At 60.0% G+C, this 18,813-nt stretch carries 14 protein-coding genes, 4 tRNA genes, 1 pseudogene and 1 riboswitch; of the genes and pseudogenes, 5 read left to right on the top strand and 14 right to left on the bottom strand.

The features are described 5' to 3' along the window. Positions 1-612 precede the first annotated feature (612 nt). Both ACZ5KU_RS24620 and ACZ5KU_RS24625 read right to left on the bottom strand, forming a co-directional pair. Positions 613-2,157, bottom strand: coding sequence for a class I SAM-dependent methyltransferase (locus ACZ5KU_RS24620; RefSeq protein WP_054058782.1), 1,545 nt, complete (start codon positions 2,155-2,157; stop codon positions 613-615). A 191-nt stretch (positions 2,158-2,348) separates the two neighbouring features. Beyond that, positions 2,349-3,236 (bottom strand): AraC family transcriptional regulator, encoded by an 888-nt coding sequence (locus ACZ5KU_RS24625; RefSeq protein WP_464736401.1) that lies wholly within the window; start codon positions 3,234-3,236, stop codon positions 2,349-2,351. A 119-nt stretch (positions 3,237-3,355) separates the two neighbouring features. On the opposite strand from ACZ5KU_RS24625, the gene ACZ5KU_RS24630 reads away from it, so the two are divergent. Continuing rightward, positions 3,356-3,841 carry a hypothetical protein gene (locus tag ACZ5KU_RS24630; RefSeq protein ID WP_054064783.1) on the top strand — a complete coding sequence of 162 codons (486 nt, stop codon included), beginning with the start codon at positions 3,356-3,358 and terminating at the stop codon, positions 3,839-3,841. Between the two features lie 64 nt (positions 3,842-3,905). Here the strand turns inward: ACZ5KU_RS24630 and ACZ5KU_RS24635 are convergent. After that, positions 3,906-3,982, bottom strand: a tRNA-Arg gene (locus ACZ5KU_RS24635). Between the two features lie 570 nt (positions 3,983-4,552). Here ACZ5KU_RS24635 and ACZ5KU_RS24640 point away from each other — a divergent pair. Continuing rightward, the gene (locus ACZ5KU_RS24640; RefSeq protein WP_026145013.1) at positions 4,553-4,879 is read left to right on the top strand and encodes an Arc family DNA-binding protein; all 327 of its coding nucleotides are present in this window, start codon (positions 4,553-4,555) and stop codon (positions 4,877-4,879) included. Positions 4,880-5,001: 122 nt separating this feature from the next. Here the strand turns inward: ACZ5KU_RS24640 and mgtE are convergent, their stop codons facing one another. Continuing rightward, positions 5,002-6,444 carry a magnesium transporter gene (gene mgtE / locus ACZ5KU_RS24645; protein WP_017902917.1) on the bottom strand — a complete coding sequence of 481 codons (1,443 nt, stop codon included), beginning with the start codon at positions 6,442-6,444 and terminating at the stop codon, positions 5,002-5,004. 319 nt (positions 6,445-6,763) lie between these two features. Between mgtE and bamE the strand changes: the two genes are divergently transcribed. After that, a complete protein-coding gene (bamE, locus tag ACZ5KU_RS24650; protein WP_464736402.1) occupies positions 6,764-7,243 on the top strand; it encodes an outer membrane protein assembly factor BamE domain-containing protein in 480 nt (159 codons plus the stop codon). Between the two features lie 40 nt (positions 7,244-7,283). On the opposite strand, the gene ACZ5KU_RS24655 is transcribed toward bamE, so the two are convergent. The 7 genes and pseudogenes from ACZ5KU_RS24655 to ltaE all read right to left on the bottom strand — a co-directional run bounded on the left by ACZ5KU_RS24655 (position 7,284) and on the right by ltaE (position 13,404). Then, positions 7,284-7,360: transfer RNA gene (locus tag ACZ5KU_RS24655), tRNA-Arg, on the bottom strand. 72 nt (positions 7,361-7,432) lie between these two features. Then, positions 7,433-7,509 (bottom strand) — tRNA-Arg (locus tag ACZ5KU_RS24660). A gap of 107 nt (positions 7,510-7,616) precedes the next feature. Further along, positions 7,617-7,707, bottom strand: a tRNA-Ser gene (locus ACZ5KU_RS24665). Positions 7,708-7,769: 62 nt separating this feature from the next. Continuing rightward, entirely contained in the window at positions 7,770-7,958 is a 189-nt protein-coding gene (gene csrA / locus ACZ5KU_RS24670) for a carbon storage regulator CsrA (protein ID WP_054058785.1), read from the bottom strand. Between the two features lie 191 nt (positions 7,959-8,149). Beyond that, positions 8,150-9,391 (bottom strand): aspartate kinase, encoded by a 1,242-nt coding sequence (locus ACZ5KU_RS24675; RefSeq protein WP_054058786.1) that lies wholly within the window; start codon positions 9,389-9,391, stop codon positions 8,150-8,152. Positions 9,392-9,628: 237 nt separating this feature from the next. Beyond that, entirely contained in the window at positions 9,629-12,253 is a 2,625-nt protein-coding gene (gene alaS / locus ACZ5KU_RS24680) for an alanine--tRNA ligase (protein WP_464736403.1), read from the bottom strand. A 147-nt stretch (positions 12,254-12,400) separates the two neighbouring features. Continuing rightward, positions 12,401-13,404 (bottom strand): annotated as a pseudogene (gene ltaE, locus ACZ5KU_RS24685) (low-specificity L-threonine aldolase). A gap of 202 nt (positions 13,405-13,606) precedes the next feature. Further along, a riboswitch (FMN riboswitch) is annotated at positions 13,607-13,776 on the top strand. A 133-nt stretch (positions 13,777-13,909) separates the two neighbouring features. On the opposite strand from ltaE, the gene ACZ5KU_RS24690 reads away from it, so the two are divergent. Both ACZ5KU_RS24690 and ACZ5KU_RS24695 read left to right on the top strand, forming a co-directional pair. Continuing rightward, positions 13,910-14,401, top strand: coding sequence for a 6,7-dimethyl-8-ribityllumazine synthase (locus ACZ5KU_RS24690; protein WP_464736404.1), 492 nt, complete (start codon positions 13,910-13,912; stop codon positions 14,399-14,401). Positions 14,402-14,544: 143 nt separating this feature from the next. Next, complete coding sequence (locus tag ACZ5KU_RS24695; RefSeq protein WP_464736405.1) at positions 14,545-15,993, top strand: M91 family zinc metallopeptidase; 1,449 nt, start codon at positions 14,545-14,547, stop codon at positions 15,991-15,993. A gap of 7 nt (positions 15,994-16,000) precedes the next feature. On the opposite strand, the gene astE is transcribed toward ACZ5KU_RS24695, so the two are convergent. From astE to astB, 3 genes are all read right to left on the bottom strand, one after another. After that, positions 16,001-17,008 (bottom strand): succinylglutamate desuccinylase, encoded by a 1,008-nt coding sequence (gene astE, locus ACZ5KU_RS24700; protein ID WP_273826307.1) that lies wholly within the window; start codon positions 17,006-17,008, stop codon positions 16,001-16,003. Between the two features lie 17 nt (positions 17,009-17,025). Further along, positions 17,026-17,301 carry a topoisomerase II gene (locus ACZ5KU_RS24705; RefSeq protein WP_464737434.1) on the bottom strand — a complete coding sequence of 92 codons (276 nt, stop codon included), beginning with the start codon at positions 17,299-17,301 and terminating at the stop codon, positions 17,026-17,028. A gap of 79 nt (positions 17,302-17,380) precedes the next feature. Then, on the bottom strand, positions 17,381-18,727 hold the full coding sequence (gene astB / locus ACZ5KU_RS24710; protein WP_054058791.1) for an N-succinylarginine dihydrolase: 1,347 nt from the start codon (positions 18,725-18,727) through the stop codon (positions 17,381-17,383). Positions 18,728-18,813 lie beyond the last annotated feature (86 nt).

The following is an 18,813-nucleotide window of genomic DNA, read 5'->3' on the forward strand; positions in this document are numbered from 1 at the left end:
CTTGGCTCAGCATACTCAAATGACTCATTTGATTTCTCGCATGGCCACTTGTGTTGCTGATAATCTAGTGACTATTCAGCCTGACACCACAAGCACCCACACGAATTGCTTGATTCAGTTGTTAAAGAGCGTTTGGCGAGCTGTTCGCTCAACCGAGGCGCGCATTCTACAGCAGCCTCATTTGCTGTCAAGTGATTATTTTCAGAAGCTTTCAGAATTTCTTCTTCAACTTCAACCACTTGCGCTTCCGATCTCTCGTTAGCGGGAGGCGAATTCTACAGCGTTACACGCTGCTGTCAACACCTCTTTTACAGCTTCTTCCGTGCTTCGATGATTTGAAGCTGCGCCGCCTGAAACAAGATAACTCGTTGAATCTCAAGGAGTTTTCCGCTCGAACTGCGCCGGAAGTGGGGCGCATTATAGGCCCCTGGGAATGAGCGTCAACCGTTATTTTCAGATTTCTGTCATAAAGGTCAAAACCGCCAATCCAAAGCCCGCTCGCTGCTGCAGGAGGGAGGAGCCTGGGTGTTGTGTCATGTGCAGGCCCCTATTAAAAGGCAAAAGCGGAACAGCCCCCCCCAAACAAGCAGAAGGCCGGCCCACCTCCTGCCATCAAACGATCTTCAGTGCCTTCAGGATAACCAGCGACTTATCGCCAAATGCCTCGGCCTGGGCCAGCAACTCCGCAGTATTCTCTTCGGCAGTGGTAAGGGCCCGTCCATCCTTGACGATCCCCTCCCCCTGGGAACTGATGATGCCCCACGCAAACTGCGCCCACTCAGCAGGGTGTTTTTTACCCTGCATGATCGATATCAGGAACAGTTGCCCGAAACGACTGATCGACACGCCACCTCCCGTCACCGGGCTAGCCAGGGTCGATATCGGGTTGTTGAACAGCGAACGTTTGCACAGATGCAGGTTCAGAGCACTGCAATTGGCCTGCACCAGCTTTTCGGCAGCCTCGCTCTGGCAGGGTGCCGCCACCCCCATGCCGACCAGTACCGTTACCGCCTGCTCCAGGTCGCCATAGGCCATCGAAGGCACAGCCCCCAACAACTGCCGCAAGGTTTTCGGCGCATAGGCCTTCGCCGCCAGCGCTTCGAGCACAGGGCCGTATATCTCTGACTGCAATGTCGCTTCACCGGCCGGCCCCTTGACGCTACCCGGAACGGTCTCCGCTGCCTGCAACAGGACAAAGCGGGTATTGAGCATACCCTCGCGCTGCTCTGCAGCAGACAATCTGATAGCGCCGCGCTGGTACAGATCCCGACGGAAATGCTGATTGACGAAATAGTCACGCGCCTGCTCGCGCATGACCGGCTGCTCGATCCCTTCCAGGAAATCCATGCCTTCACCGGTCAGGTTGAGCGGATCCACCGAGTCGAGTGGCACGGCTGTCGTGGCATAGTCGAGCTTGGCCGCAGACAGGGCATCCACCACATCGGTGAAATACATGCAGTTCCAGTCGCGGTTGAAATATTCATGGGCAACATACTGGCGATTCTGCCCCTTGACGCCCTGCAACTTGGCAACGACGTTCGGAGCCGCCTCGGCGTACAGGGGATTTGCCGCCAACAACGCCTCAGAGAATTGCAGCGCTGCATCTATACGTTCGGCCGGCAGCATCGAGGCATTGGAGGCAAATCGGTCGTGGAGACGGAACAACTGGCGCAACGGCGCCGACGGCGACCACCCCGGAAAACAGTTGTAGCTGACATACAGCAGCCCACCTGGCTTGAGATACCGCCGGGCGAACTCGACAATCAACTTCTGATTATCGCGACTGACCCAGGTCCAGATGCCATGCAGGCTGATACTGTCGAACTGCGGCAGGTCATCGCGTGCCAGCAACTGCTCGAAGCTGTCGTCATACAGCCGGGCATTGCTACCGCTGGCCACTGCCAAGGTATTGGCATGCGCAGCCTGTGCCGGATGAAAATCGTTACCGACATAACATCCCGGGTTGGCCGCCGCATGAATATTGATCGACACACCCTGACCAAAGCCCAGCTCACAATGATAGGCACTTGCACTCTCCAGGGTTGCGAAACCACGCAACAACAAGCAGTAGCGCTGGAAGACGGGGTTGATCTCCCGGCTATAGCTGTAGGTGTACCCCTCATCGGTGAAATAACCGTCGTTCCACGCTTCACTCATAGCCTGCTTCCTTCCTGGCAGTCGAGAACAGAAAACTCCTTCTATATAAGAGGTAGCCGCTACACATCACAAGCAGAACGATCAGAGTATCGCTCCCACGGATGTCAGTCATAGCGACCAGGGACTGTAAGAAATGTTTTCGAGCGAAGGCCAGGCAAGGCGAAAACCGGCGAACAAGCACACACTGGCCCCTAACCCGGCCGGCCGCTATCCTCTCGGGGCGAACGGCCAAAAAAAGCCTTGTAGGCGCGACTGAACGCCGCCTCCGACTCATAGCCAATCGCGAAGCCGATCTCGCCGATTCGGCTGTCATGTTTCGACAACATCGTTTTCGCCAACGTGAGCCGCCATTCATTCTGGTAACGCAGCGGCGAGCGCCCAACCAATGCGCTGAACCGATCACAGAAATTGGAGCGCGACATGCCAGCAACCTCCGCCAGCGCGTCAATGCGCCATTGTTGCCCGGGACTTCCGTGAATAGCCCTGAGCGCACGGGCTATACGCGCATCCGATAGGCCACCCAGCCAGCCTGAAGCGGCGTTCTGTTGGACCCATGTTCGCAACATGCGGATAACGGTAAGGTCGATAAGGCGCGAAACCATCAGCGCACCGCCAGGTTGAGTGTCATTGGCTTCGAGCAACATGAAATGCAGGATGCCTTCAGCCCAGGCCACAGCTTCGGCTTTGCGGATATGGATCAATCGGGGCAGGGCAAACAGCATGGCCTGGAAACTGCTCGCATCGAACCAGAATCGGCAGATCACCACGGCCACAGCCCCCTTGCTGGCCATGATCCTTACCCCGGAGGAATCATGAGGAAGCAGAATGAGATCGCCCTGCTCCAGCGTCGCGATCGCCTGCCCCCCTTCCTCGAGCTGTAACTCTCCGCTCTGCAGCACGCAAATGTGCGCACTCTTCTCATCAAGGTCGAGGCATTGCCCACTCGCCAAGACGCAGGAATAGACCCGGTCCCCGGTCAGACGAATCTGCGCAAGCACCTGGGACAGCAGATCGCCCGTGGCCAGGCCCTCCAGTTGCATTTCCGGATGAATGATCAAGTTTTCGCGGGGATTCATCATGTCTGGCCGGCCGCGCCTTTATTAAGCTGCCCCGGAATCATAACGCGCTGACGCAACTGAAACGAAGTCCTCCAACGCTGGCCGTTTATGCACATCGTCCAATCACGTGGAAAAATCAAATGTCTGGAATCTCCCCCCTCGGCTGGATACACACGCTTGGCAGCCTGCCTGCCATCCCACTGGCAATCCACATGTTCATCCGCCACGGCCGTATCGTCCCTCGTTCCACGCCCGGACTGCTCTATTTGGCGTCGATGCTGATCGGCGGCTTCACTGTCTTCCTGGTCGCTCATCAACCCGTCAGTAAAATCGTGGGCGTCATCACGATTGCATTGCTGCTGGCCGGCTATGGCGTTGGCAGCATCAACTGGCTGGGACGGGCCCGCAATTATCTGGAAACCATTTTCCTGAGCCTGACCGCGTTTTTCCTGATGCTACCCACCGTCTCCGAAACGCTGCGCCGAGTGCCAGACGGACATCCGTTCGTCACCGATCTGAAATCGCCGATACTGCTGGGAGCCCAGGGTGCCATCGCTGTAGTGCTGGTTGTGGGACTGAGCGCACAAATGATTTATCTGCGCAGGAGAGGGGGAAACTTTGCCTAGCGCGCACCGGGAGGCGCCGTGCAGGCAATTCAGGCTTGGCGTGCAGGCTGCGAGACTGTGTTGATGGTGTCCCAGGGCAGGTTCGAACTGCCAACCTTCCCCTTAGGAGGGGGATGCTCTATCCAATTGAGCTACTGAGACAACGAGCGTCTACCCGAACAGGCGACGCGACGGACGGCGTGCATGTTAACGGGCACGCCGGCGTTTGTCATGTCATCCATGGGCTTTTTAACGGTAAGTCGCCCCTATGGGTACCACAAGACACTGTCGCCACTGATAGCAGGGACATCACCTTACCTCTCACGCTCGTCGGTCGGAAAAGGCCCTGGCTGCCCCGCTTCGGACCGTTCGTCCACTAGAAAATCAGCCATTTGCCACTATCCTTCAACAATAGAGGCAAAAGGCCAGATCACCGCGTAGCATATGCGGCTGGAAGGCTCGTAGCCTTCAGACTGGCTTGGGATGGCCGATCAGAGCACCGCACCGGCAAAAACTTTCAAACCAGTGCGCATTTCTGATAATTGGTGCTGGCATATCGCCTTTATCCAGTTCAATATTTGTCACAGAATTGACGCCAATGATCTGGCAAATTTGAGGCATGATGCGGGCCTCATCTCAATTCAGGTTGAACATTTGGCAAAGCATGCTGTCCTACTGACATCCTGCGGCCAATTCCGAGAACCGCTCCCCTGAACTAACCGGTTTAAAACTATGCGCCCATTGAAACAGGCAATTTATTCCAGCCGTACAGCTGACAAATTCGTCGTGCGTCTGCCCGATGGAATGCGGGAACGCATCGCCGACGTGGCTCGTAACCACCACCGCAGCATGAATTCCGAGATCATTGCACGCCTGGAGCAGAGTCTTATTCAGGAAGGTGCCTTGGGCGACGAGCTCAGCATGCGTCTGGACAGCCCGGAGCTGTCCCTGCATGAGCGCGAGCTGCTGCAACGCTTCCGTCAATTGTCCCATCGTCAGCAGAATGCCCTGGTGTCGCTGATTGCACACGACGCCGAAATGGCCGCAGACGCCAGCTGATTCATCCCTGAAAGCTCAAGCCAGCCTCGTGCTGGCTTTTTTTTGCGTCAAATTCGGGAAGGTCCCGGGAAAAGCCCGGGAACCTGGAGAGGTGGCGCAACCAGAAGGCCGCGCCCGGAGACTCAGAGCAGGAAAAGTGTCGCCAACCCGAGGAAGATGAAGAAGCCGCCACTGTCGGTCATGGCAGTGATCATGACGCTGGAGCCCATCGCCGGATCGCGCCCCAGACGCGCCAGCGTCATGGGAATAAGCACCCCCATCAAGGCCGCCAGCAACAGGTTCAGCGTCATTGCGGCCGTCATGACCACCCCCAGCGACCAACTGCCATACAGCACATAGGCCACGACGCCGATCACGCCCCCCCAGATCAGACCGTTGAGCAGCGCCACCGCCAACTCCTTGCGCATCAGCCGCGAGGTATTGCCGGTACTGACCTGGTCCAGGGCCATCGCACGCACAATCATGGTGATGGTCTGGTTACCGGAGTTGCCACCAATCCCCGCAACGATAGGCATCAACGCAGCCAGCGCCACCAGCTTCTCGATAGAACCCTCGAAAAGACCGATCACCCGCGAGGCGATGAAGGCGGTGATCAGGTTGATCGCCAACCACGCCCAGCGGTTACGCAAGGACTTCCAGACCGAGGCGAAGATGTCTTCCTCTTCCCGCAGACCCGCCATGCTGAGGACTTCGCTCTCACTCTCCTCACGAATCAGGTCGACCATCTCGTCAATGGTCAAACGGCCGATCAGCTTGCCGTTCTTGTCGACCACCGGTGCCGAAATCAGGTCATAACGCTCGAAGGCCTGCGCCGCGTCATAGGCATCCTCATCCGGGTGAAAACTGACCGGATCACTGGCCATGACATCGGCCACCTGCTTTTCGGGATCATTGACCAGCAACCGCTTGATCGGCAGCACGCCCTTGAGCACGCCGTCATAGTCCACGACAAACAGCTTGTCGGTGTGCCCCGGCAGCTCCTTGAGCCGGCGCAGGTAACGCAATACGACTTCCAGGCTGACGTCTTCACGGATGGTGACCATCTCGAAGTCCATCAGCGCGCCGACCTGCTCCTCGTCATAGGACAACGCGGAGCGAACGCGCTCACGCTGCTGACCGTCGAGAGCTTCCATCAGCTCATGCACGACGTCCCGTGGCAGTTCGGGCGCCAGGTCGGCGAGTTCGTCGGCATCCATCTCCTTGGCCGCGGCCAGGAGTTCGTGATCGTCCATGTCGGCGATCAGCGTTTCACGAACAGCGTCGGATACTTCGAGCAGAATGTCGCCGTCGCGCTCGGCCTTGACCAGTTGCCAGACCGTCAGGCGATCATCCAGGGGCAAGGCTTCAAGAATATGAGCGACGTCAGCGGAGTGCAGATCATCGAGCTTGCGCTGCAGCTCGACGAGATTCTGCCGGTGGACCAGGTTCTCCACCCGATCCTGATGATGACCTTCCTGACGATGGGTCAGGTCCTCGACCACCCGCTGACGATGCAGCAGCTCGACGACTTGAGCCAGGCGGTCCTGCAAGCTTTCTTGAGATTTCTTTACTTCGATTTCGGTCATAGGCGAACTCCACTCCCAGCAGTGGAACACGCCGGAAGGATCAATCAGTCAATTCTTGATTGGTAAAGCGAAATACTGAGTAACTACTGGGTAAGTCCATGGAGGTTTTCCACAAGCCCCGGCGGGGCTGACGGGCGCAATCATACACTGCCTTAGACGCTTTAACGGCAAAAATCTTGGCAAGAACAAGCGCTTGCGAGAAAAGCCGGACATTCTTCAGCTGCTTTTGAATTCGACGACGCATCCCGAAAAGAAAACACACGCCCGCTGTAAAAGCCCGCAACTAGGCTTTAGCAACGACCGTCATGGAGGACCCTCGATGCCACCAAGAACCTGCTACCTGCTGATCCCCCTGGCGCTTTACCAGCCTCCCGGCGCGAGCGCCGCGATGGTGCAGCGTTGCGAAGACGCCAGCGGCCACATCACCTTCACCACACTGGGCTGCCCGCACGACGCCCACCTGCGAACGCAACGCGCAGACAATCACGCGCCCGGCAGCAAGCCCCTGCCCACCAGACAGCAACCGGCATCCCGGGAAATCTCTCCAACGCCCCGGGAGCTGATCGTAGTGGGCGAACATGAAGATGGATGTGGCAACCTGCTGGATGCACGCTCACGACGCCAGGCTGTCATCCAGCAACAGGTGCGCCCCGGCATGAATCGCCAGGAAGTGGAAAGCGCCCTGGGCAAGCCGGACAAGATAAGTACAAATAACAGCACCACGCGCTATTACTACAACCTGAAAAAAGGTCGCAGCAGCCTGGTGCAGTTCGATGAAAGAGGATGCGTCAAACGCTAGAAAGCAAGAAGCCCGCAACATGTGCGGGCTTCTTGGTGTATGGTGCACTCGACAGGATTCGAACCTGTGACCGCTCGGTTCGTAGCCGAGTACTCTATCCAGCTGAGCTACGAGTGCATTTTGTGTTTTTAGACCAGACCACAACTGGTTGAAGCCACGTAATCCGTATTGCTACCGATGACGCTTAAATGGTGCACTCGACAGGATTCGAACCTGTGACCGCTCGGTTCGTAGCCGAGTACTCTATCCAGCTGAGCTACGAGTGCATTTGTTGCCGCGCATTATAGGTCGTCAAATCTTTTTGTAAAGCACTTTTTCTAGTAATTTCAACAACTTACAGAAGAAGCCAGATCGTAACGCACTAAGCAAATAATGGCGGAGAACGGGGGATTCGAACCCCCGACACCCTTTTGAGGTGTACTCCCTTAGCAGGGGAGCGCCTTCGGCCACTCGGCCAGCTCTCCGCAACACGGGGCGTATATTAACCAGCTTTTTCCCCGTTTGCAAACAAAAAAAACGAGAAAAATTAATGGCTTGGTTCTTCGTCCTTCTCTTTCTTGATCCGCAGGTAGATTTCCTCACGGTGGACGGCCACTTCCTTGGGGGCGCTGACACCAATACGCACTTGATTTCCTTTGACGCCGAGCACGGTCACAGTGATTTCGCCATCACCAATGATCAGGCTTTCTGCGCACCGACGAGTCAGAATCAACATACCTATCTCCTCACGCATTTCAGTTCAGGGACAACACAGTCTGCAAAAAAAAGGGCTTCGGCCTACACCCAAGATAGCCATAGCCCTACGCCCCTAAGTATTGACGAGAGCGGGCAAAAGAACAGCGCTTGCCCACACTTATCAAAAAATACAAAGGGCGCGGTTCAACCGCGCCCTTTGGAGTAACGCAATCACTCGCCCTGTCGGGCCGGAGCGTCCAGCTCGAACGCCGTGTGCAGTGCACGTACGGCCAGCTCCAGGTACTTCTCCTCGATCACCACCGAAACCTTGATTTCGGAAGTGGAGATCATCTGGATATTGATGCTTTCCTTGGCCAGTGCCTCGAACATGCGGCTGGCAACGCCCGCGTGGGAGCGCATGCCGACACCGACGATCGAGACCTTGGCAATCCTGGTGTCGCCAATCACTTCCCGGGCGCCGATTTCACGCGCGGTGTTCTCCAGTACATTCTGCGCCGACTGGTAGTCGTTGCGGTGTACGGTGAAGGTGAAGTCGGTGGTGTTATCGTGCGAGACATTCTGCACGATCATGTCGACTTCGATGTTGGCGGCACTGATCGGGCCGAGAATCTTGAAGGCCACGCCCGGAGTATCGGGCACGCCACGGATGGTCAGCTTGGCTTCATCGCGGTTGAAGGCGATGCCGGAAATGATCGGCTGTTCCATGGATTCCTCTTCATCAATAGTAATGAGGGTACCCGGACCCTCCTTAAAGCTGTGCAGAACGCGCAGCGGAACGTTGTACTTGCCGGCGAACTCGACTGCGCGGATCTGCAGGACCTTGGAGCCGAGGCTGGCCATTTCCAGCATTTCCTCGAAGGTGATCTTGTCCAGGCGCTGAGCCGACGCCACGACCCGCGGGTCGGTGGTGTAGACCCCATCGACGTCAGTGTAGATCTGGCATTCGTCAGCCTTCAGGGCCGCGGCCAGTGCCACACCGGTGGTGTCGGACCCCCCACGACCGAGCGTGGTGATATTGCCGTTCTCGTCAACACCCTGGAAGCCGGCGACGACAACCACACGACCTTCCTTCAGATCAGCACGAATCTTCTGATCGTCAATCTGCAGGATGCGTGCTTTAGTGTGAGCACTGTCGGTCAGGATCCGCACCTGGTTACCGGTATACGACACCGCTGGCACGCCGCGCTTCATCAGCGCCATGGCCAGCAACGCGATGGTCACCTGCTCACCGGTGGAAACGATCACATCCAGTTCGCGTGGAACCGGCTGGTTCTCGCCACTGATTTGTTTGGCCAGATCGATCAGGCGATTGGTTTCGCCGCTCATCGCAGACAGCACAACCACCAGGTCATCGCCGGCTTCGCGGAATTTCTTAACCTTGTCGGCGACCTGCTCGATTCTCTCGACAGTGCCGACTGAGGTGCCTCCAAATTTCTGTACGATCAAAGCCATTTCTAAGCCGCCTCAGCCCGTAAAGGGGCGCCCATTAATCATTCAAACCACAGCCTCGCTGCCTATCACCAGGCGCTGTAGAAAATGTATCTGCGCTCGCCCAGGCTGCGTTGAAAACCGGTTCGCCATGCTCATTGACTCCAGTCAACTGCGCTTGCTCGCCGGTTTTCGCCTGGCCTGGCTTTCGCCCAAAAACATTTCGTACAGCCCTTGGACGATAGGCATTTGCGCGAAGCCTTAAACGCCCTGCTCGACAAATGGCACGGTCAGGGCCAGTGCGGCGTCCAGCGCCGAGGCGTCGGTACCGCCGCCCTGCGCCATATCCGGACGACCACCGCCCTTGCCACCCACCGCCGCAGCGGCCTGTTTCATCAGATCACCGGCTTTGAGTTGGCCGGTCAGGTCCTTGGTCACGCCAGCAACCAGCACGACCTTTTCCTCATGGACACTGCCGAGCAGGATCACTGCGCGGCCGAGTTTGTTTTTCAACTGATCGACCAGTGCCAGCAGGGCCTTGCCATCCTGGCCGTCCAGGCGTGCGGCCAGTACTTTCACACCCTTGACGTCCCGGGCCTGGGCCGACAGGTCGTCACCCGCAGCGCTCGCGGCCTTGGCCTGCAATTGCTCGAGTTGTTTTTCCAGCAGGCGGTTGCGCTCCAGCACAGCCGACAGCTTGTCGATCAGGTTGTCGCGATTGCCCTTGATCAGGTTCGCGGCTTCCTTGAGTTGCTCTTCAAAGGCATTCAGGTAGGCCAGCGCCGCAGCACCGGTCACCGCCTCGATACGCCGCACACCCGACGCCACACCACCTTCGCTGATGATCTTCAGCAGGCTGATGTCGCCGGTCCGGTTGGCGTGGATACCGCCACACAGCTCGACGGAGAAGTCACCGCCCATGCTCAGCACGCGAACGGTATCCCCGTATTTCTCGCCGAACAGCGCCATCGCGCCTTTCTTCTTCGCGGTGTCGATGTCGGTTTCTTCGGTTTCCACCACCGAGTTCTTGCGGATCTCGGCGTTGACGATATCTTCCAGAGCCTTGATCTGTTCCGGCTTGATCGCTTCGAAATGGCTGAAGTCGAAGCGCAGGCGCTGGCTGTCAACCAGCGAGCCTTTCTGTTGTACGTGCTCACCCAGGACCTGGCGCAGCGCGGCGTGCAGCAGGTGGGTGGCCGAGTGGTTCAGCGAGGTGGCGTGACGCACCTCGGCGGCGACCTGGGTCTCGACCTCGGCACCGACCAGCAGGCTGCCCTGGGCCAGAACGCCATGGTGCAGGAAAGCGCCACCGGTCTTGGTGGTATCGCGCACGTCGAAACGACCGGCAGCCGCCTTGAGGTAGCCGCAATCGCCAACCTGACCGCCCGATTCGGCATAGAACGGCGTCCGGTCCAGGACCACGACCCCCTCTTCACCTTCATTCAAGACGTCCACCGACTGCCCTTCTTTATAGAGTGCGACTACTTTCGCCGCACCGCTGGTGGCGCTGTAGCCGGTGAACTCGGTGGCCACGTCGACCTTGACCAGGCTGTTGTAGTCCATGCCGAAGGAGCTGGCGGAACGGGCACGCTCGCGCTGGGCTTCCATCTCGCGCTCGAAACCGGCCTCGTCGAGGGTCAGGTTGCGTTCGCGGGCGATGTCACCGGTCAGGTCCATCGGGAAACCGTAGGTATCGTAGAGCTTGAACACCACGTCGCCAGGAACGATGTTGCCCTTGAGCTCGGCCAGGTCCTGTTCGAGGATCTTCAGGCCCTGCTCCAGGGTCTTGGCGAACTGTTCCTCTTCAGCCTTGAGCACACGTTCGATGTGCGCCTGCTGGGATTTCAGCTCGGGGAAGGCCTCGCCCATCTCGGCCACCAGCGCGGCAACGATCAGATAGAAGAAGCTGCCCTTGGCGCCCAGCTTGTTGCCGTGACGGCAGGCACGACGAATGATCCGGCGCAGCACATAACCGCGACCTTCGTTGGACGGCAGCACGCCATCGGCGATCAGGAAGCCGCAGGAACGGATGTGGTCGGCGACCACTTTCAGCGAAGCCTGGTTGTCGTTGGCGCAACCGATGGCCTGCGCCGAAGCGCTCAGCAGGCTCTGGAACAGGTCGATCTCGTAGTTGGAGTGCACGTGCTGCAGCACCGCGCTGATCCGCTCCAGACCCATGCCGGTGTCCACCGACGGTGCTGGCAGCGGGTGCAATACGCCGTCGGCGGTGCGGTTGAACTGCATGAACACGTTGTTCCAGATCTCGATGTAGCGGTCGCCGTCCTCTTCCGGCGAGCCGGGTGGGCCGCCCCAGATGTCGGCGCCGTGATCGTAGAAGATCTCGGTGCAAGGACCGCACGGGCCGGTGTCGCCCATGGTCCAGAAGTTGTCGGAGGCGTAGGGCGCGCCCTTGTTGTCGCCGATACGGACCATGCGCTCGGCCGGTACGCCGACTTCCCGGGTCCAGATATCGTAGGCTTCGTCATCGCTGGCGTAGACCGTGACCCAGAGCTTTTCCTTGGGCAGGTTCAGCCACTTTTCGGAGGTCAGGAAGGTCCAGGCGAAGGTGATGGCGTCGCGCTTGAAGTAGTCGCCGAAGCTGAAGTTGCCCAGCATTTCGAAGAAAGTGTGGTGACGAGCGGTATAACCGACGTTTTCCAGGTCGTTGTGCTTGCCGCCGGCGCGAACGCACTTCTGGCTGCTGACCGCGCGGGTGTAGGCGCGTTTTTCCTGCCCCAGGAAACAATCCTTGAACTGGTTCATCCCCGCGTTGGTGAACAACAGGGTCGGGTCGTTGCCCGGAATCAAAGAGCTCGAGGCGACACGGGTGTGGCCCTGCTCTTCGAAGAAGCGAAGGAAGGCTTCACGGATTTCTGCGCTTTTCATAGGTTCTTCCACGGAGTCTGCAGCCGGAGGCAAGTGCATCACGTCTGAATGGATTTGCGACTTGCAAAGGGCCGCATTATATCGGCCCTGCGCCCTGGGTACAGTGTGTTTATACGATAGAAACCCTCAATTGGACGGCCTGCAGGCTCATTGGCGGTTAAATTCGGCCAATACCGCGACCACCTGCTCGATTTGTGTACGATTGACGTCCATGTGCGTGACCATCCGCAAGCGCGGCGCGGCGCTCAGGCGTACCCCGCGCTCGGCGGCAAACGCCTTGAGCGCCTCGGCCCGGGTACCCAGGTCAGCGTAAACCATGTTGGTCTGCACCGCCTCGACGCGATAGCCGGCGTCACGCAGCCCGTCGGCCAGGTACCGCGCATTGGCGTGATCGTCGACCAGGCGTTCGACCTGATGCTCCAGGGCGTACAGCCCCGCCGCTGCCAGCAGGCCGGCCTGACGCATGCCGCCACCGACCATCTTGCGCAGCCGCCGCGCCTTGCCGATCAGTTCCTCGCTGCCACACAGCACCGAGCCGACCGGCGCCCCCAGCCCCTTGGACAGGCAGACCGACACCGAATCGAAATGCCGGGTGATCTCCCGCGCATCGATCCCCAGCCTGACCGCCGCGTTGTACAGACGGGCACCGTCCAGGTGCAGGGCCAACCCCTGCTCACGGGTCAGGCTGCGGGCCGCCGCCAGGTATTCCAATGGCAGCACCTTGCCCTGCATGGTGTTTTCCAGGGCCAGCAGGCGGGTGCGGGCAAAGTGGAAGTCATCGGGCTTGATCGCCGCCCGCACCTGCTCGAGGTCCAGCGAGCCATCGGCCTGCACCTCCAGCGGCTGCGGCTGGATCGAACCGAGTACCGCGGCACCACCGCCTTCGTACTTGTAGGTATGGCATTGCTGACCGACGATGTACTCGTCGCCCCGGCCGCAGTGAGCCATCAGCCCGAGCAGGTTGCTCATGGTCCCGGAAGGCACGAACAGCCCCGGGCGAAGCCCAGCCGGGCGGCCAGCTCGCTCTCGAGCCGATTGACCGTCGGATCCTCGCCATACACATCGTCCCCCAGGGGCGCATTCGCCATGGCGGCGCGCATGCCGGCGCTGGGTTGGGTAACCGTGTCACTGCGAAGATCGATGACAGTCATGAAACAGGCCTCGTCATGAAGGGTGAGATCGGGAACGTCCCGTTCGAAAGCCATTACTGCGGTCATGGCCCGCGATAATCAAGCACTACCGTGCCAAATGCCCAGGCGTGCGGGAAGCATTCGATGATCATCATCGTAACGTCGCCCATGCGCACCCTGGAAATATATGGTAAAAAATCGCCGCCAGCAGAAAGACTGGTGGCAACGTTCTCAGGGCGGGGTGCAATTCCCCACCGGCGGTAATGGCGCGCAACACGCCTAGCCCGCGAGCGCTTGACGAGTTGGACGGTCACGGCCGTCCGCCTCCAAGGTCAGCAGACCCGGTGTGATTCCGGGGCCGACGGTCATAGTCCGGATGAAGAGAGAACGGGATTGGCACCCAAGGGCCGTTCCCCGGGAGCGCCACACGCCTGCCCGACCGCAGCGTACGGCCGACCTGAACGTACCCTTGAATCCCATTCGATTCATAACGCCCTGTTTTTCATACAAACAGGAGTCAGAACAGATGCAAACCACCACTATCCACCAGAACCAGCGCATCGCCTTCATCCAGGCTTGCTGGCACAAGGACATTGTCGATCAGGCCCGCCACGGCTTCGTCAGCGAAATCGCCAAGCTCGCTTATCAGGAAAGCGATATCGACTTCTTCGAGGTCGGCGGCGCCTTCGAAATCCCCCTGCATGCCAAGCTGCTGGCCAAGTCCGGCCGTTATGCCGGCGTCGTGGCTGCCGGCCTGGTGGTCGACGGCGGGATCTACCGCCACGACTTCGTCGCCACGGCGGTGATCGACGGCCTGATGCAGGTCCAGCTGGACACCGAGATTCCAGTGTTCTCCGTGGTCCTCACGCCTCACCACTTCCACGCGGGCGAAGAACACCAGAAATTCTTCTTCGATCACTTCGTGCACAAGGGCCAGGAAGCCGCAAGAACCTGCGCCGACACCCTGAGCAAGCTGCGCGCGCTGCCGCGTCCGGCCGTACAGAAACTGGCGGTCTGAAGCCGCCTCGACCTGCCGGCCGGTGCCGGCAGGTCATGCCTCCATAACTATCTACGCTCTCCCCGCCTCCCTTTCAGGGTTAAGTGGGCTCGACCCTTGCGCCTTGTTCAGCGCTATCGAGACCCAACGCCCACGGAGGCCCCATGAATGATTTGTCCAGCCTGAACCCGACCCCGGCCGTCGCGCCCGAGCATGAGTACCGGATCGACGGCAATACTGAAACCGACACGCCCACCATCACCCCTCTGCGGCAATACCCGGACGATGAGAGGAGCCTGCAGGTGCACTCGGTTCACCAGGACACCAACGTCCTGATCGAACGCCACAGATTGCAGGCGCCGCCCAGCTATCGCGGCCCGACCGACCATCTGGTCTTCACCAGCGGCAACGACGACGACCACATCCATCTCTACCGGACCGATCATCTGGTCATCGACATCAACGAGCGGCGCTATCACCTCGACCTGGCGTCGGACACCCAGGTGATCGTCCTGCGCACGCAGGCAGGCGATGACCGCATCAGGGTGGACGACGCGGTCAAGACCACGGTCTTCATCGATTCGGCAGAGGGAAACGACCTGGTCGTGGCTGGCGGCGGCTTCACCAAGGTCAACGCAGGCGCCGGCAACGACCGGGTTTTCACCCGCAGCGGCGCCAGCTATGTCGAGGCCGGCGTCGGCGACGATCTGGTCAGGGCCCTGGGTAGCGGCGCCATCACCGCCTACGGCGGCCAGGGCCGGGATACCTTGATCGGGGGCAAAGGCTCCTGCTTCCTCGACGGCGGCCAGGGCGACGACCTGTTACAGGGCGGCACCGGCCACAGCGTGCTCAGCGGCTCCGATGGTGACGACCACATCATTTCCGGAGCCGCCCGCACCACCGCCTACACCGGAACGGGAACCGACATCGTCGACGACCTCAGGCCGGATGTTCGGTTGTTCAATGCCTACTCCGCCGCTGAAACAGCACCACCCAGCCGTCTTGAAGATCCCGGCGTCATCATCGCCGCCAAGGACCTGGACAGCTGCGGCGTGGTCGTCGAAGGCTCGGCGCAGTTCCAGGAGCGGGTCAACGACGATCTCAGGTTGCTGCTGGGCTCGGAAAATGGCCGCCAACTGCTCGACGCCCTGGGCCAGGCCCGGGAAAGAAGCGGAATTCCCGTCGTGGTCAGGGAACTGAGTGAAGAGGAAAACGGCATGTGCGTTCCGAATCACCCGGAGCAGGACTACCCGTTCATCGAAAACGGCCAGGCCGCACCACCGAGCGACGGTTGCCAGGTCTACTACGACCCGTCGTTTCTCAAGGGCGAGGTCACCAGTATCGTGCACCTGTATCACGAGCTGTGCCATGCCTATAACTACGTGACCGGCACGATGTTTCCCGGCATGAGTGCGGATGGCATCGATGGCGACAGACCCCGCCATGCAATCCCCAACCTCGAGTTGCAGGCCGTCGGGCTGAACATCCAGGGGGCCTCGTTCCCGTTCGCCGGCCACCCCGATCCCCTGAGCAGCAATCCCGAGGCCTTCAGCGAAAACGGCTTGCGTAGGGAATTCGGCATCCCGCCACGTAAACAGTACCGGGAGGACTGAGCAGGCGTCAGGCCAACTGTTCGCTACCGGACGGGACCACCAGGATCCCCGCGCGCAGGCCGTTCTTCACCTTCGGGTTGGGGAAGATGATCCGCGCCTCGTCCTCCTCCACCACCCACCGGCTGCCCGCCAGGTCCTCGGCCAGCAGGTAACCCTTGGGCAGTGGCGAGAAGTTCTCGATATCCGCCGGCAGGTGCAGCAGGAAGGCATCGCTGTGCTTGATGACCTCCCGCGCCACGCTGAACAGTTGCAGGCCGTCGAGCCGCTGCTCGGTGTCCGGCTCGCTGCCCTCGATGAGCTGCTTGAGGCGGAGCTCGAGGCGCGACACATCGACGCCCTGGTTCTGCCCGAACGGCCGGGCCTTGCCCAGCTCTAGGGTGAAGGCCTCGGCCCCGAGCTTGTCGTAGGTGTAGCTGCTGAAGACGATGGAAGGCTTGTTCTGCAGCAGCACCGCGCTGATCCCGCTGGCCTGCAGTCGCGCCAGCTCCTGACGCGAGTGCGCACGCCCTTCCTTGTAGGGATAGAGCGCGAACTGCTCGATCTTCGAGCCGCGAATCGCGGTATGCAGGTCGTAGTGCAGGCGGCTGCGATCGGCCACGCTGAAAAAGCTCGCCGCCAGCCGTTCCAGCTCGCAGGCCCGCAACGCCTCGTTGCCGCTGCTCTGTTCATGGCGACCATTGAACAGCCGGTTGATGTCCTGCTCGATATAACGCTCGCCGCGGCGCATCGCCTCCGGGTTGCCGAACAGGAACAGAATGCGTGCCCGAGGCTTGAGGTCGCCGCGGGCAATATCGTGCAACAGGCGATCGAGCAGTTCGATCGGCGCGGTCTCGTTACCGTGGATACCGGCGGACAGCAACAGGTCCAGCCCGTTGTCCCGCCCCTGGGGAGGCCGCACCTCCAGCGCGCCCTCACTCAGCCAGCGCATCCGCACGCCTTCGACCGTCAGTTGAGTCTTCTCCGCCGGTTCACGACCGGCGAGGGTCAGTTCAAGCAGTTTGCCGAGGGCGAGCATAGCGCGGTGTTCCTTGATCAGTGATCGTGATTGCAGTCGGGACCATGCACGTGATCGTCGTCGCCAACGTCGGCCGGTTCCATCTCCAGTTGCAGGCTTACAAGATTAGTCGCCAATGGCCGCAGCAGCAGGTTGGCATACTCGGTATCGCCTTCTTCGACATCGACACCGATCAGCAACTGACCACGACCGTCCTGCTGGATCCACACTTCCTTGCCCTGCCAGATCACGGCAAAACGCGTGCAGGAAGTTTGCAGTTGAGCGCCATCGGTGTCTTCGAGAATCAACTGCAGGGGGTATCGCTCATGTTCGTGCTCTCATCTGGAGAAAATTCGCGCACCCGGCCTTGCGCTGAAGGCCGGGCTCACGCGTTCAATTGATCTGGAATGGATAAACCGCGCCCAGTTTAAGGATTTGCGTCAGTTCATCCAGCGCCGTCCGGCACTCGAGCAACAACTGCGGATCGGCCAGATCGCTTTCGCGCAGGGCGTCGCGGTAGTGCTTTTCGACCCATTGGGTCAGCGTGTCGTACAACGGCGCGGTCATGATAACCCCTGGGTTGACCGCCGCCAGCTCGGATTCCTTCAGCGCGACCCGCAGACGCAGGCACGCCGGCCCGCCGCCGTTCTGCATGCTCTGCTTGAGGTCGAAGACCTTCACCTCGCGCACCCGCCCACCGGCAGCGGTCAGGCCCTGCAAGTATTGCCAGACGCGCTCGTTCTTGCGGCACTCCTCCGGCACGATCAGCATCATGCTGCCATCGGCGCGGCTGAGCAGTTGGCTGTTGAACAGGTAGGAGCGCACCGCATCTTCCACCGTCACCTGGGCACGCGGCACGCAGATCGCCTGGAAGTTGCCGCCGCGCCGGGCCAATTTGTCCCGCAGCTCGGCGAGCACCCGGTCGGTGTCAAGGAATGCGTCCTCGTGGTAGAACAGCACCTCGCCGTTGCCCACCGCAATCACATCGTTGTGGAATACCCCCTGGTCGATCACCGCCGGGTTCTGCTGGGCATAGACCACGCCGTCATCGCTCAGGCCGTGCAGGCGGGCGACCGCCTGCGACGCTTCGAGGGTCTGGCGGGCCGGATATTTCTGCGGCATCGGGTAGCGGGTGTCGAACGCACTGCGGCCGAACACGAAGAACTCGACGCCGGCTTCGCCGTACTCACGGCAGAAGCGCGTATGGTTGGCCGCCCCCTCGTCACCGAACTGGGCAACGGCCGGCAAGGCGGCATGATGGGCAAAGTATCTGTCGTCGGCGAACATCGCCCCCAGCACACGGCTGGTGGTCGGGTGTTCGATGCTGCGATGGTACTTGCAGTTGAGGTTGGCCGCGGTGAAATGCACACGCCCATCGGCCGTGTCGGCGCTCGGGCTGACAGTACCGGCGTTGGCCACCCACATGCTCGACGCCGAGCAACTGGCGACCAGCAGCGGCATGGCCTGCTTCGCGGCCTGTTCGATCACCTGGGCATCGCTGCCGGCGAAGCCGAGTCGACGCAGGGCGGCAACGTCCGGACGCTCCTGGGGTGCAAGCACGCCCTGGACGAAGCCCATCTCCATCAACGCCTTCATCTTCGCCAGGCCTTGCAGGGCCGCTTCCTTCGGGTTGGAAGCCTGCTGGCTGTTACTCTGGGAGGCGACGTTGCCATAGGACAGGCCGCCGTAGTTGTGGGTAGGGCCTACAAGACCGTCAAAATTGACTTCAAAGGATTTCATCGGCGAGGCTCCAGGAAAATCTGTTGTTATAGACATCAGGTAATGCAGTGGATGGCGAACGCGGTCTGGTGATCGCCAGCAAGCCC

The sequence above is a fragment of the Pseudomonas sp. Tof1 genome, assembly GCF_055390395.1.